Origin of the sequence: Streptomyces calvus (assembly GCF_006782915.1) — a bacterium.
Classification (GTDB): Bacteria; Actinomycetota; Actinomycetes; order Streptomycetales; family Streptomycetaceae; genus Streptomyces; species Streptomyces calvus.
Genome location: NZ_VCNP01000056.1, coordinates 714,570 through 728,408, shown reverse-complemented (window position 1 = coordinate 728,408; position 13,839 = coordinate 714,570). Strand labels below are relative to the sequence as shown.

At 69.6% G+C, this 13,839-nt stretch carries 14 protein-coding genes and 1 pseudogene; 9 read left to right on the top strand and 6 right to left on the bottom strand.

What is annotated here, in order from left to right:
* The first annotated feature begins 23 nt into the window (after nucleotides 1-23).
* Nucleotides 24-512, top strand: coding sequence for a carboxymuconolactone decarboxylase family protein (locus FGW31_RS31560; RefSeq protein ID WP_142196957.1), 489 nt, complete (start codon nucleotides 24-26; stop codon nucleotides 510-512).
* A gap of 193 nt (nucleotides 513-705) precedes the next feature.
* Here the strand turns inward: FGW31_RS31560 and FGW31_RS31555 are convergent, their stop codons facing one another.
* Entirely contained in the window at nucleotides 706-1,059 is a 354-nt protein-coding gene (locus FGW31_RS31555) for a hypothetical protein (RefSeq protein WP_142196956.1), read from the bottom strand.
* Between the two features lie 993 nt (nucleotides 1,060-2,052).
* On the opposite strand from FGW31_RS31555, the pseudogene FGW31_RS31550 reads away from it, so the two are divergent.
* A pseudogene (locus FGW31_RS31550) lies at nucleotides 2,053-2,187 on the top strand (IS5/IS1182 family transposase); the annotation flags it as partial.
* Here FGW31_RS31550 and FGW31_RS31545 read toward each other — a convergent pair.
* Nucleotides 2,150-2,743 carry an SMI1/KNR4 family protein gene (locus tag FGW31_RS31545; RefSeq protein ID WP_142196955.1) on the bottom strand — a complete coding sequence of 198 codons (594 nt, stop codon included), beginning with the start codon at nucleotides 2,741-2,743 and terminating at the stop codon, nucleotides 2,150-2,152. The pseudogene FGW31_RS31550 and the gene FGW31_RS31545 overlap by 38 nt on opposite strands.
* Before the next feature lie 279 nt (nucleotides 2,744-3,022).
* On the opposite strand from FGW31_RS31545, the gene FGW31_RS31540 reads away from it, so the two are divergent.
* The 3 genes from FGW31_RS31540 (at nucleotide 3,023) to FGW31_RS31530 (ending at nucleotide 5,287) form a co-directional block, all read left to right on the top strand.
* Nucleotides 3,023-3,481, top strand: a complete 459-nt coding sequence (locus FGW31_RS31540) for a hypothetical protein (protein ID WP_142196954.1) — start codon at nucleotides 3,023-3,025, stop codon at nucleotides 3,479-3,481.
* Nucleotides 3,482-4,208: 727 nt separating this feature from the next.
* Nucleotides 4,209-5,072, top strand: a complete 864-nt coding sequence (locus tag FGW31_RS31535) for a helix-turn-helix domain-containing protein (RefSeq protein WP_142197306.1) — start codon at nucleotides 4,209-4,211, stop codon at nucleotides 5,070-5,072.
* Nucleotides 5,073-5,074: 2 nt separating this feature from the next.
* On the top strand, nucleotides 5,075-5,287 hold the full coding sequence (locus tag FGW31_RS31530; protein WP_142196953.1) for a DUF397 domain-containing protein: 213 nt from the start codon (nucleotides 5,075-5,077) through the stop codon (nucleotides 5,285-5,287).
* A 54-nt stretch (nucleotides 5,288-5,341) separates the two neighbouring features.
* On the opposite strand, the gene FGW31_RS31525 is transcribed toward FGW31_RS31530, so the two are convergent.
* From FGW31_RS31525 to FGW31_RS31510, 4 genes are read right to left on the bottom strand one after another with little or no spacing between them, the layout of a single operon-like run.
* On the bottom strand, nucleotides 5,342-7,723 hold the full coding sequence (locus tag FGW31_RS31525; protein WP_142196952.1) for a beta-xylosidase/alpha-l-arabinosidase: 2,382 nt from the start codon (nucleotides 7,721-7,723) through the stop codon (nucleotides 5,342-5,344).
* Nucleotides 7,720-8,541, bottom strand: a complete 822-nt coding sequence (locus FGW31_RS31520) for a carbohydrate ABC transporter permease (RefSeq protein WP_142196951.1) — start codon at nucleotides 8,539-8,541, stop codon at nucleotides 7,720-7,722. Before FGW31_RS31520 ends, FGW31_RS31525 begins: the two co-directional genes overlap by 4 nt.
* Nucleotides 8,538-9,494 (bottom strand): carbohydrate ABC transporter permease, encoded by a 957-nt coding sequence (locus FGW31_RS31515; protein ID WP_142196950.1) that lies wholly within the window; start codon nucleotides 9,492-9,494, stop codon nucleotides 8,538-8,540. Before FGW31_RS31515 ends, FGW31_RS31520 begins: the two co-directional genes overlap by 4 nt.
* A 10-nt stretch (nucleotides 9,495-9,504) precedes the next feature.
* Nucleotides 9,505-10,809: an ABC transporter substrate-binding protein gene (locus FGW31_RS31510; RefSeq protein WP_142196949.1), complete on the bottom strand. Its 1,305-nt coding sequence runs from the start codon at nucleotides 10,807-10,809 to the stop codon at nucleotides 9,505-9,507.
* A gap of 138 nt (nucleotides 10,810-10,947) precedes the next feature.
* Between FGW31_RS31510 and FGW31_RS31505 the strand changes: the two genes are divergently transcribed.
* The 4 genes from FGW31_RS31505 (at nucleotide 10,948) to FGW31_RS31490 (ending at nucleotide 13,817) form a co-directional block, all read left to right on the top strand.
* A complete protein-coding gene (locus FGW31_RS31505) occupies nucleotides 10,948-12,063 on the top strand; it encodes a LacI family DNA-binding transcriptional regulator (RefSeq protein ID WP_142196948.1) in 1,116 nt (371 codons plus the stop codon).
* A gap of 215 nt (nucleotides 12,064-12,278) precedes the next feature.
* Complete coding sequence (locus tag FGW31_RS31500) at nucleotides 12,279-12,599, top strand: DUF2795 domain-containing protein (RefSeq protein ID WP_142196947.1); 321 nt, start codon at nucleotides 12,279-12,281, stop codon at nucleotides 12,597-12,599.
* Nucleotides 12,600-12,724: 125 nt separating this feature from the next.
* Nucleotides 12,725-13,150 (top strand): DUF2267 domain-containing protein, encoded by a 426-nt coding sequence (locus FGW31_RS31495; RefSeq protein WP_142196946.1) that lies wholly within the window; start codon nucleotides 12,725-12,727, stop codon nucleotides 13,148-13,150.
* A gap of 13 nt (nucleotides 13,151-13,163) precedes the next feature.
* Nucleotides 13,164-13,817, top strand: coding sequence for a dienelactone hydrolase family protein (locus FGW31_RS31490; protein ID WP_142196945.1), 654 nt, complete (start codon nucleotides 13,164-13,166; stop codon nucleotides 13,815-13,817).
* The last annotated feature ends 22 nt before the right edge of the window (nucleotides 13,818-13,839 follow it).

Below are 13,839 nucleotides of genomic sequence, written 5' to 3'. Positions count from 1 at the left end.
TGACCACACGTGAGGACGACGTCATGGACAGCCGATTCAACCTGTTCGAGAACGAAATCGCCGCCCGGTTCGCCAAGCGCTTCGCGGGGGCCGCCCTGGTGATCCACGACTCGCCGCTGCCGAAGTCCACGCAGGAGCTGGTGTCGCTGCGCGCCAGCCAGATCAACGGCTGCGGCCACTGCATCGACATGCACGTCAAGGAGGCCGCTGCCGCCGGTGAGAGCGCGGTGCGGCTCCACCTGGTCGCGGCGTGGCGCGAGTCCACCGTGTTCACGGAGGCCGAGCAGGCCGCTCTGGCCCTCGCCGAGGAGGGCACCCGGCTCGCCGACGCCCACCAGGGCGTGTCGGACGAGACCTGGGCCCGGGTCCGCAAGCACTACGACGACGACCAGCTCGCCGCGCTGGTCGCCCAGGTCGCCCTGATCAACGCCGCCAACCGGCTCGCCGTGATCGTGCACCAGAAGGGAGGCTCCTACGAGGCCGGCATGTTCGCCGCCGCCCTCGACGCCTGACCGACACCACACGCGGGCCCGCCCCGGGGAGCGCCCCATCCCCGGGACGGGCCCGATGTCGCGCCGACTCCACGCCGGCGTACGGCAAGGTGCCGTCCGCGAGCTGTCCAGGACGGCCCCGACGCCGTGATCACACCAGCCACGTCGGATCACCGCACCGGGCCGCCACGCACCGTCAGCAAGCTTCCCCGTCTCAGCGGAACTCGTGGACCACCTCGATCTCGCCCACGATGTGGGCATTGAAGTCGTCCAGCTCCTCGGCCGGAACCCACAGCTCGAGGATCGTCCGCCCGCCCGCCTGTTGGACGGGATACCGGCTCAAGAACTCCGACTCGACCTCGAAACGAGTGACGAAGCCGGCCCCGTCGTGCTTCACGTTCCAGTCCCGCGCGATCCTGATCGCATAGTCCTCGTCGAGGACCGGGTAGAAGATCGGCTGCTCGGGCAGCCGAGGCGGCCACGCACGCCAATCCAGCTCCCGAACCAGCTCCAGCTCCTTGGGACCGGTGGGACGCCACAGAGTCGTCGTTACGTGCCGGCTGCTCATGTACGTCTCTCTCTGAACGCAGGCCGCACCTGCAGCGGCTCGGAGGACCGGACGATACCGGCCCCGCGAACCCGCCAGCCAAGCAGTTTCCGCACCGCCCGGCTTCGTGACCGCCAGTCACCGGGACAGACGGCGTCGGATGTGGCGGCAGCGACATGGCGACGGCCGGCGAGCAGCGAGCAGCTCACCACCTGTCGCGGCCCGGACCAGGGAGCGAAGTCAGCCGGCGCCGCGTACCGGGCCGCGCCCTGAAGGAAGCAATGGTGAACACTGTGTTCACCGGTCCGCCCACAGTACGACCCCGCGGGCCGCTCGGATCCACTTCCCTACAGGAATGAGGAAAGGGCAATTCGCCTCCTGGATCCGAAGAGGAAGCTGATTGTTGGTGACGGAGGGCACTCACGTCCTTCCTGGTAGCGCGTGATTGGGTGTCACATGCCACATCGAAGCAACCTTGTGATGCGAACTCTGAGCAGATTCGGTGAGCTTGAATGGTTCGGGCTCTCCGCGGAGTCGAACCCCGTTCACGGTTACCTTCAGGTTCCGCACATGAAATGGCGATACAAGACGCCCGGTGAACGTACGGCGCGGCTCATCGAGGGCGCAGTGAGGTCTGCTCACACTCAGGTCGAGTGGACCCTCGACAGATCGAGGAAGAACTGGGTCCTTCTCCCCAGCAGAGTCATCATTGAAGCTCAGGGGCTCGCAGGTCCCGCTTTCGCGGATGTGGTCGAGCGCATCAACACTCAGGACCAGGATTTCTGCAGGCGGGCGCTTTCGGATTTCGATCTCATCATCGATCACCTACGCGAGGTCGCGCTCCCGGAAACATGGCGAAGTTCTGACAGCCAGCGATGAGGAAACAACCGTCACATCTCCCGGGACTCCGCCAACGTAAGTTGAAGTCGACCTTCACGACCACAACAAGTGATGGAGGTCGACGTCATGCGGCCCACTGCGCGGAACTCCTGCTGGTGGGCGTTCGCGCCAGCGCGCGCGACGGCGTGGCTCTCGGGATGCCGACGCCTGCACCGACGCTACGAACGCAAAGTCGAGCGCTTCCTCGCCTTCGCCGGCATTGCTGCGGCGCTCATCCGCTACCGCCGCCTGGTCGACCGATCCAGGTGATCTCAGGTCGGACTGTCGGCAGTGCCCAGGGCTCCAGGACACCGCTCACCAGATCGGCAAGGAACTGCACCGCCCCACCGGTGTAGTGCCACCTCGCACCATTGCGCGAGGCGACGGTGACCGTCCATTCCTGCGGCCCGGCGGGGCTGGTGGCCCACAGGAAGAAGTCCCCCTGGTTGGAGGAGGACCAGGGAAGCAGGCCGCCCGGTGCGGGGTACGGATGCATCGGGACGGGCAAGTCGGCGTCCTCCAACCACTCGGCCAGCACTTCCAGGTCCTCGGTGTCTTCGGCCCAGGCCGCTTCGGCACCCGGCGCCGGGCCTCCAACGCGCAGGAAGTCACTCAGCTCGAACGTCGGGTAGAGCTCACAGAGGAGCTTGTAGTCAGCAGGCAGAGCCGTACCCAACACGCTCTCCAGCCGTGGCCAGTCGACACTCGCCGGGGTCGGCAGACGGTGGGCCACAAGACCGGGCAGCACGCGTTCGAGTTCCGCGACTGACTCGGCGGGGTCGGTCGAACGGCAGCCCGGGGCCTGCGTACCAACGAGATCGTCCACGCGAGCAGACTGTCACAGCAGCACCCCACCTCACGCTCGCCCCCTGGACAGCCGGCAAAGGACGACTCGTACACAGCGGCCGTTCTCCTGGGCTTCGTGACTCGACATCTCGAAGCGTGGAGAACGGCCGCGTCGCTGTCCCGGGAAGAACCGCAGATCAGCAGGTCGAATGACAGACGAGGACAAACGCCAAGCTCAGTGAAGATGCACGCCAGAGGTGGTCGGCCTAGCCTGGAAGCAGATGTAAGTACGCACCGCTCCACCAGTATCACCTACTGCATGACCAGTGAACTGGGAGTGCTTGAGATGCGCGATCATAAGCCTGATGACTTTACGGCCAAGCTGTCGAAGGGTGAATTGCCCAACCCTGAGCAACTGACGGTCGTCGGCATGGTGAAAGCTGTTGAAGGGTCCTCGTCGACTGTGAGCTTCACGAATTCGCTCAAGTGTGAGCACTGGCTGCCGCTCCCGATCGACATAGTTGATTCTTTCACTCACCTGAAGAATGTTACCTGCAAAGATCACGAACACCCGCTTGTCAAGGTCAAGTTCAAGCGACCTGGCGATCTGTCGCCTGAGGTGGCGTTCTTTGCGGTTCTTTATGCGCGAATGAGCGCTCGGCTGGTCGCTCTGCTCACAGTTGACGGCGGCAGTACTACGTTGCAGGGTTGTGAAGTTCTGAAGTTCGATGGGGAAGCGTATATTTGCTGTGATGGCGAATGCGGGGGCCTCGTATAATCGCGACCGCCATGACGCCGGGACCATACCCACGCGGGTCCAAGCCCTCGACTGTCCTTGCGTGCAACGCAGGCACACGCTGGTGTGACGGCCGGTCAGAAACCAGCCCCACCCGTGTCAAGTCCCAACCAGGAGGAACCCAAGCTTGGCGTTAACGCTGATGACCGCGGTGTTCCCGGCCGCAATCAGTCAGGTCACCACCTCCCAGAGTTGTGGTGACCTGGGTAACGTCATCCGCCCGACCCAGACGCACACACATCGACGCGCAGACGCATGCGCAGCGGCCGTTCTCTCCTTCTTCGTGACTTGACATTTCGAAGCGTGAGGAATGGCCGCCTCCGCCGTCCCGAGAAGAGCCGCAGGTCAGCAGGACGAGTGACCCGCGATGTTGCACGCACAGCTCAGGCGGCGCGCTCCCCCGGCCCTGACCCGCATACACGCACCTCATCCGACGCGCTCGGCACCGTCCTGAACCGAGCCGCCTGCGTCGCCTCAGGTCGCGTCGGGCCCGGCCGTCGCGTTCGCCTGCGGTCGGGTAGGGGCAGGCCGGCCGCACGACCGGCGGCCTTCGTGGCACTCGCGGCGTACGGCTGTTGTACGGGTCCGGGGCCGTGCCCACGTCCGTGCGACACGCGTTGGACAAGGTCCCTGCGGCGGGCTGAGCGTCGCCGCGGTGCGGGTGAGCGGGGTGCGTTCCGGGACGGAAGGGCGTGAGGGCGTGAGCACGGTGCGGGACACGCGGAGCGGTCGGGCGGCGAAGGCCAAGGAGAAGGCCCAGGACGAGGGTGGGGGCGACCTGCCAGGGGCGTGGGCGGCGTACGGCAGGCTGCTTCAGCACCTGCGCAAGCGGGCCGGGTTGAACCAGCAGCAGCTCGGCGAGGCCATCGGCTACTCGCTGGAGCAGGTCGCCTCGGTCGAACAGGGCCGCCGCCCGGCGAAGGCCGCGTTCACGAGGGCGGCGGCCCGGGTGCTGGAGGCGGGCGGCGTTCTGGAGGTGCTCCAGGACGAGGTGGACCGGGCCAAACTGCCGCGCTTCTTCCGCAACTTCGCGCTGATCGAGGCGAACGTCGTCAGCCGCTTCTCGTACGATCCGCTGCTGGTACCGGGGCTGTTGCAGACGGAGGAGTACGCCCGGGCGGTGTTCGCGGGCCACTGCCCGCCGCTGAGCGAGGAGATCATCGACCAGCACACGGAGGCCCGGTTGAGCCAGCAGAAACTGCTGACCCGACTGCCGCTCGCGGAACTCTCGTTCATCGTGAGCGAGGAGGCGTTGCGCAACCCGGTGGGCGATGCGGAGGTCATGCGCGGGCAGTGGCAACGGCTGCTCGAAGTCGGCGCGTTGCGGAACGTCGAGGTTCAGGTCATGCCTGCCGCATCGGGGTTTCACTCCGGACTGAACGGGCCGTTCGTGATGATGGAAACCGGCGAGCACCATCACCTCGGGTACATCGAATCCCAGGAGGTCGGGTGCGTCGTCCACGATCCGGCGGAGGTCAGCGCCTTCGGGTTGCGGTATGGCAAGCTGCGATCACAGGCGCTGAACGGCGCGGAGTCTGCGCGGCTCATCGAACGGCTGGCGGGAGAGACGTGAGCATGGAGCAGGTGACCGAGGACATGGACGGGTTGCACTGGTTCAAGAGCAGCTACAGCGGATCGGGCGGCGGTGACTGCGTGGAGGTGGCTGCCGGTCTCGACGCCGTGTACGTGCGGGACTCCAAGAGCTCGGACGGCGGGCCGGTGCTGCGGGTCGGGCGGGGCGTGTGGGCGGCGTTCACGGCGCTCGCGGCGGGCGGGCCCGAGGCCTGACGACGCGCGTCGGGCCCGCACCGCGTGTGCGGTGCGGGCCGGGACGGGTCCGGTTCAGCCCTGTGACGCCGGCTCCCCGGTGAACGCCGCGTGGAAGCGGCGCGTGTGGTCGACCCGGCGTTCCGGGCCGGTCAGGGTGACCGTCGCCGTCAGGCGGGTGTCCGTGCTGGACGCGGCGAGCCGCAGCTCCAACCGGCCCGGCTCCACGATCCGGTGGCCGTCGCGGCCGGTGAAGGACGCCACGTCGGCGGGGACCGCGACGCGGATCCGGCGGGCCTCCCCCGGCTCCAGCGGCACCCGCGTGTAGCCGACGAGCCGCTGCACCGGCTGGACGACGGAGGCGACCGGGTCGTGCAGGTACAGCTGGACGACCTCGGTGCCGGCGCGGTCGCCGGTGTTGCGGACGGTCAGCGCCAGGCCGAACTCGCCGTCCGTGGCGGCCTCTTCGGCGTCCACGGCGAGGTCGCTCCAGGCGAACGTCGTGTACGTCAGACCGTGCCCGAAGCCGAACGCCGGGGTCGGGTCGATGTTGGACACCTCGCTGAGCTGGGCGAGCCGCGCACCGAGGTAGGTGGTCGGCTGGGCGCCCGGGCCGCTCGGCACACTGACCGGGAGCCGCCCGGACGGGGCGGTGCGGCCGCTGAGCACTCCGGCGATCGCCCCGGTGCCCGCGACGCCCGGGAAGAACGACTGCACGATCGCCGCGGACTCGGTGACGGCCCGGCCAAGCGCGTACGGCCGCCCGGAGAGCAGCACGGTCACCACCGGCCGGCCGGAGTCGAGCAGCGCGTCGAGGAGGTGCTGCTGGGCTCCGGGCAGGGCCAGGGACTCCGCGTCGCAGCCCTCGCCGCTGGTGCCGCGGCCGAACAGGCCCGCACGGTCGCCGAGGACGGCGACGACGACGTCCGCGTCCCGGGCCGCCGCCACCGCGTCGGCGATGCCGGCCGTGTCCCCGTCGTCGACGCCGGTGCCGCGCGCCACCGTGATCTCCGCGTCGGGGAACTCGGCGGCCAGGGTGTCGCGCAGCGTGGGCAGGTCGATGCCGACCGGGGTGCCGGGGTGGTGCACGCCGACGTGCAGCGGGAAGGAGTAGCAGCCCAGTACGGCGGTCGGCTCGTCGGCGTTGGGGCCGACCAGGGCGATGCGGCGGGGCCTGGTGAGGGGCAGGGTGCCGTCGTTGGTGAGCAGGACGACGGCCCGCTCGGCGATCTCGCGGGCCAGTTCCCGGTTCCCGGGCCGGTCCAGGTCGACCGTGCCGCGCAGCGCGTCCGGGTCGTCCAGGTCGGCTCCGTCGAGCGCCGGCGGCACCGGGCTCCAGTCCGGGTCGAGCAGGCCGAGCATCGCCTTCTGGCCGAGGACGCGGCGCAGGGCGCGGTCGATCACCGCCTCCGGGACGCGGCCCTCGGCGACGGCCTCGGCGAGCGGCGCGCCGAACGTCTTCACGGTGGGCAGTTCGATGTCGACGCCGGCCGTCAGCGCGGTGCCCGCGGCGCCGGCCCAGTCGCCGGCGACACCGTGCAGCGTCTTCAGGAAGGCGATGCCGAAGTAGTCGGCGACGACGGTGCCCTCGAAGCCCCACGTGTCGCGGAGCAGCCCGGTCAGCAGCGTCTCGTCGGCGGCCGCGGGCACGCCGTCGATGTCGTTGTAGGCGTGCATCACGGACCGGGCGCCGCCCTCGCGGACGGCCATCTCGAACGGCGGCAGCAGGACGTCGGCGCGCTCGCGGGCGCCCATGGGGGCGGGGGCGAGGTTGCGTCCGGCGCGGGAGGCGGAGTAGCCGACGAAGTGCTTGAGCGTGGCGACGATGCCCGCGGACTCCAGGCCCTGGACGTAGGCGGTGCCGATGGTGCCGACGAGGTAGGGGTCCTCGCCGATGGTCTCCTCCACCCGGCCCCAGCGGGCGTCGCGCACCACGTCGAGGACGGGCGCGAGACCCTGGTGGACGCCGACGGAGCGCATGTCGGCGCCGATGGCGGCGGCCATGCGGCGCACGAGCTCCGGGTCGAAGGTGGCGCCCCAGGACAGCGGGACGGGATAGGCGGTGGCGCCCCAGGCGGCGAAACCGGCCAGGCACTCCTCGTGGGCGACGGCGGGAATGCCGAAGCGGTTCGCGGAGGCGATGCGGGCCTGGGTGCGCATCAGGGACAGCGCGCCCAGCGCGGGGTCGACGGGTGCGGTGCCGAAGGGGCGGGTCAACTGGCCCAGCCCGTCCGGAAGGAGCGCGTCGAGGTCGACGGCCTCCTCCATGTCGTGCTGGTGCGGGGCGACCTCTCCGCCGTTGTCGGAGGCACCGACCCACACGCCGTACAGCTGGGCGATCTTCTCCTGAAGGGTCATCGCGCCGATCAGCGCGTCGACCCTGGCGGCGACGGGCTGGGCGGGGTCGTTCCAGAGGGGGGCTTCGGGGGTGGTCTCTACGGCCACGTTGGCGGTCACTTTCCTCCGACGCCCATCAGACCCTGGACCAGGGCGCGACGGGCGAACAGGTAGACGAGCAGGACGGGCACCATGGACAGCACCACGGCTCCCAGCAGGCCGGGGATGTCGATGCCGTGTTCGGTCTGGAAGTTGTACAGGCCCAGGGTGACGACCTTGGTGGAGTCGGACTGGGTCAGGACGAGCGGGAACAGGAAGCCGTTCCAGGCCTGCAGGGCGGAGAAGACGACGATCGTGGACAGTCCGCCCCGGGACAGCGGCAGCACCAGCTGGAAGAACATGCGGCGCGGGCTCGCGCCGTCCATGGCCATGGCCTCGTACAGCTCCGGGGAGATGTCGCGCATCGCGCCGCTGAGGATCAGCGCCGACATGGGCAGGCAGAACGCGGCCGTGGGCAGGATGACGCCCAGCAGGTTGTCGTACAGCCCGGCCTCGCTGATCAGGTAGAACATCGGCACGATCACCGCCTGGGCGGGGATGGCGAGGCCGAGCAGGAACAGCCGGAAGACCGCCGACGTGGCCCGGCCGCGGCTGCGGACGATGGCGTACGCGAGCGGCGGGACCAGCAGCAGCACGATGCCGATGACGCAGGCGGTGACGACCAGGGTGTTGACGAAGTACTGGCCGAAGCCGGAGTCGAAGGCGCTGGTGTAGTTGTCCAGGGTGAAGCTGTCCGGGATCGACACCGGGCCGTTGTCGGCGTAGTCCTGGCGGGTGCGCACGGTCGCGGCCAGCATCACGTACAGCGGCAGCCCGACCAGGAACAGCCAGACGAGCGAGCCCGCGCCGGCCAGGTAGTTGGGACGGCGCCGGCTCATGACACACCCTCCATGGTGCTGCGCATCTTGTCGTAGCCGGAGACCCGGACGACGATCAGCGAGATGATCGTGGCCGCGACGACCAGGGCCAGGGCGATGGCGGAGCCGACGCCGAAGTCGTAGCCCTTGAACGCCTTGTCGTACATGTAGTAGGCGCTGATGGTGGTGTCGGTGCCGGGGCCGCCCTGGGTCAGGATGAGGACCGTCTCGAACGTGGTGAGACCGCCGACGATCATCAGGATCATCGAGGTGATCATCGAGTTGCGCAGCTGCGGCAGGGTGATGTGGAAGAACTGCCGGTAGCGGCCCGCTCCGTCGATCTCCGCGGCCTGGTAGAGCACCGGGGGGACGGCCCGGGCGGCGCCCTGGTAGATCAGCGTGTGGAACGGGGTGAACTGCCAGGTGCTGACGAACGCCAGCACCCCGATGGCGGTGGCCTGTTCGCCGAACAGGTTGCCGTCGCCGAACAGCCAGGTGGCGTCGGCCGGGATGCCGAAGTTCGGATCGAGCAGCGCCCGCCACAGCACGGACACGGCCGTCGCCGACAGCAGCAGCGGGATGAAGTAGATGACGGACAGCACGGCCCGGTTGCGCTGGTAACCGGCCGCCCACACGCCGAGCACGATGCTCAGCGGCGTCTGCAGGACCACGCCGAGCACGGTCAGGAGCAGGGTCAGCCAGATGCTCTTGAGCATCACCGGGTCGTCCATGAGGCGCGACCAGTTGTCCGTGCCGACGAACTCGGGCGGGCTGATGCCGTCCCAGCTCATGAAGGACAGCACCGCCACCATGATCAGCGGGACGATCGCGAAGAGGGCGAAGAAGACTGCGGCGGGCAGCGCCCAGGCGAAGCCGGGGCGACCCACCTTCGTTGCGGACGAGGCGGGCGGCCGCCGCCCGGGCCCCTTGCGGGGGCCGGCGGCGGGCCGTGCGCTCGTGGTCTCTGTGGTCATGAGCCGTTCGTCACTCGGTCGGGAGGGCCTGCATGGCCTGGATGAAGCCGTCCGTGTCGAGCTGTCCGTTGAAGAACTGCTGGACGGCCTTGTGCAGGTCCGAGCTGGCCTTCTGCGGGTACGCCTGGTCCCAGGACAGCTGGAACGACGGGGCGTCGGCGACCAGGTCGTACTGGAAGCGCGAGTACTCGGGGCTGACCGCGCTGTCGATGAACTCGTCGGTGTTGGTCGTGGTCGGCAGGTTGCCGATGTCCAGCTGCGCCTTGACGAACTCGTCGGAGTACATGAGCTTCAGGAACTCGGCGACGGCCTCGGGATGCTTGGTCTTCTTCATCACCGAGTAGTAGTTGTTGGTGTTGCCGGCGACGTTCTTCGGGTCGCCCTTGCCGCCCTCGACGGTCGGGAAGGCGCTGTAACCGAGGTCCTTCTCGGCGAACTCCTTGTGGTCCGTCAGCTGCTGCGAGTAGTACCAGGAGCCCATCAGCTCGAAGCCCGCCTTGTCGGAGGCCAGCAGGGCGACCGAGCCGCCGTTGGTGTACTTGACGGAGTCGTAGTTCTTGCCGAAGGCGCCGGCGTCGACCAGCTCCCTGATCATGTTCAGGGCCTTCTTGCTCTCCGGGCTCTCCCAGGCGCTCTTGTCGCCGGCGAGGGCCTTCTTGAGGAGGTCCGGGCCCGCCACGCGGTCGAAGAGGTACTGGAACCACATCTGCGTCGGCCAGATGTCGCCGCCGCCGAGCGCGATCGGCGTGACGCCCTTGTCCTTGAGCCTGCCGACCGCGTCGACCAGTTCGTCCCAGGTCTTCGGCGGCGTGACGCCCGCCTCCTGGAGGACCTTCTTGTTGTGGAAGAGCAGGACCGGCTGGGTGCCGCGCATCGGGATGCCGTACGGCTTGCCGTCGACGACGGCGTTGTTGAAGACGGACGGCAGGAACTTGTTCTCCAGGTCCGGGTTCTTCTTGATGAAGTCGTCCAGCGGCAGCAGCAGGTCGGCCTTGACGAACGGCTTGATGCTGCCGCCGCCCCAGTTGAAGAAGATGTCCGGGGCCTGCGGGGTGCTGATGATGGTCTGGAGCTTCTGCTGGTAGTCCGCACCGGGAATGGTGTCCAGGACGACCTTGACGTCGGACGTCTTGTTGAACGTGTCGACGATTCGCTTCTCGACCTTGTTGGTGGCGTCCCCGTAGACCAGGACATGGATCTTGCCGTCGTCCGCCGACGCCCCGCCGTTCCCGTCACCGCAGGCCGTCAGGCTCAGTGCCAGGGCGAGCGTCGCACCGCAGGCGACCAGTCTGGGCAAGCGCGCACGTGTCTTCATCGTTCGCCTTTCGAAAGTTTCGGCATCATCACCGAAAGTCCATGCCGTGGGACAGTAGGTCAGACCGGAGTTTCGGTCAACGGTCGAGTCAGTAATCGCCCAAACCGTTATCGACGGACGGTGCCTTATCCTGCGGGTATGCACGATGACGACGAGGCGAGCGGCAGAGTCACCCTGGCCGCGGTCGCGAAAGAGGCCGGTGTTTCGATGCCGACAGTTTCGAAGGTCCTCAACGGCCGTTCGGATGTCTCCCGCGCGACCCGGGCCAAGGTGGAACGGCTTCTCGACGCCCACGGCTACCGTCGGCGCAGCCAGGCCGCTTCCCGCTCCCCGCTCATCGAACTCGTCTTCCACGAGCTGGACAGCATCTGGGCGATGGAGCTGATCCGGGGTGTGGAAAACGTTGCCAAGGACAACCGCGCCACGGTGGTGCTCACCGAGAGCGGCACCCGGCACCGGCCCGCGCCGGAATGGCTCCCGGGCGTGCTGCGGCGCCGGCCGCTGGGCGTCGTCCTGGTCTTCTCCGCGCTGCCGGAGGACATCAAGCGCCAACTCCGGGCGGCGGCCATCCCGTTCGTGGTCATCGACCCGGCGGGCGACCCCGACCCGGACGTGCCCTCGGTCGGCTCCGCGAACTGGGCCGGCGGACTCGCCGCCACCCGCCACCTCACCGACCTCGGCCACCGGCGGGTCGCGATCATCACCGGCCCGGAGGACATGCTCTGCTCGCTGGCCCGCCTGGACGGCTACCGCTCGGCCATGGCGATGGCCGGCCTGGCGGCCGACCCCCGCCTGACGCGCTTCGGCGACTTCCACGTGCAGGGCGGCTTCGACCACGCCATGGACCTGCTGGAGGGCCCGGACCGGCCGACGGCCGTCTTCGCGGGCAGCGACCTCCAGGCGCTCGGCGTACTGGAGGCGGCCCGCCTCAAGGGCCTGCGCGTGCCGCAGGACCTGTCGGTGGTGGGGTACGACGACGTGCCGCTGGCGCAGTGGTCGAGCCCGCCGCTCACCACGGTGCACCAGCCGCTGCGGCACATGGCCGAGGAGGCCGCCCGCATGCTGCTCCGCCCGGACGACCCCGGCACGGCCGCCCAGCGCATAGAACTGGCCACCCACCTGGTGCCCCGGCAGAGCACGGCCCGGCTGGAGAGCGGCGGCACGCCGGACCGGCCGGACAGCACGCCGGACCGACCGGACGGCACGACGGACCGGCCGGACGGCACGACGTCGGCGCTTCCCGGCGAGGGCTGAGGAGGGCGCGCGCCTCAGGAGAACCGTGCGCCTGTCCCGTTCGGAAAATCGCACGCAATTTTCGCTCAGGTGTTCCCGGGCTCGTTCCGGCCATGATCCGCCGCCCCTCGCGGAGGTCGCGGGCCGCGTCCTGGGAGCGGGCCGGCCGCGGTGTGAGGGACGGCCGATGGCGGTTACCCGGGTCGTGGCAGGAGTGCGACCAGGGAGAAGGAGTCATGGACCACAGGACGAGCACCCGGGACGTGGTGCACGCCCTCAGGGACGTCGACTTCCCGGCCGGCAAGGAGGAACTGGTCCAGGCGGCGAAGCGGGCCGGCGCCCATGAGGACATCGTCGAGGCGCTGCGCGGCATGCCCGCCGAGCGGTACGCCAACCGCGAGGAGGTGGCCCGGTCGGTGCGGCCGGAGCCCGGCTCCGATCCCGGTACCGGTCCCGCCCAGCGCGCCGAACAGGCCCGCGCGGGCGGCCGGCCCGGACAGTCCCAGCACCTGAGGGACGTGCCGAAACCACCGGTGGAGGACCGACTGGACCGTTGAGCCACGAGCGTCGTCAGGTCACGCGGACCGGAAGGTCGCGGGACCGTGAGGACGGTGAGCATCACGAGAATCGCGAGGGTCACGAGGATCGCGGATCACGAGGATCGCGAGGAAGGCTTCGCCCCATGCACCACGACGAGATCATCGGAAAAGTGCAGGCGCTGAGCGGGCTGCCGGACCGGGGCTCTGCCGAGCGGGCGACCCGGGCCGTCCTGAGCACGCTGGCCGAACGGCTGCCGACGGGACTGGCCGGACACGTCGCCGCCCAGTTGCCGCCGACCCTGGCCGGCCCCATACGGCAGGCCACCAACCTGGACACGGACGGACCCGTGAGCCCGGCGGGCGAGCGGTTCGGTCTGACCACGTTCGTCGGGCGGATCGCCGGGCGCGCGGAGACGGACGAGGACGGCGCCCTGCGCGAGGCCGCCGCCGTACTGGAGGTGCTCGACGCCGCGCTCTCACCGGAGCTGATGGAGAAGGTGGCCGGGGCGCTGCCCGCGGACATCCGCGGACTGCTGCCGGTCGCCCGTGCCGCCGAGGGCACCGAGTGAGGGGATGACCGGCATGGTCTCCGCATCGGTGACGGTCACGGCGGCCGGGGCGGCCCTGGCCGGCGACCTCGACGTGCCCGCCGGGGCGCGCGGAACGGTGCTGTTCGCGCACGGCTCCGGCAGTTCGCGGCTCAGTCCACGCAACCGGGCGGTCGCCGAGGTGCTGCGGGACGCGGGGTGCGGGACGCTGCTGCTGGACCTGCTGACCGGGGCGGAGGAGCGCGAGGACGAGGCGACCGGCGTGCACCGCTTCGACATCGGCCTGCTGGCCGGGCGGCTGGCGCACGCCGTCGACTGGCTGGAACAGCGGCCGGACACCGCGGACCTTCCGGTGGGTCTGTTCGGGGCGAGTACGGGGGCGGCGGCGGCCCTGGTGGCGGCCGCCGGACGTCCCCGCCGGGTGTCGGCGGTCGTCTCGCGCGGCGGACGCCCGGACCTCGCCGGTGACGCCCTGGCACAGGTCTCCTGCCCGGTGCTGCTCCTCGTGGGCGGCGACGACGTGACGGTGCTGGAGCTCAACCGCGCGGCCGCGGACCGGCTGTCGGCGCCGCACCACCTGCACGTCGTACCCGGCGCGACCCACCTCTTCCCGGAACCCGGGGCACTGGAGCAGGTCGCCGACCTCGCCGCCGACTGGTTCCGCCGGCACCTCGTCCCCGGCCCATGACGCCCGGGCCGGTCCCGCCGGG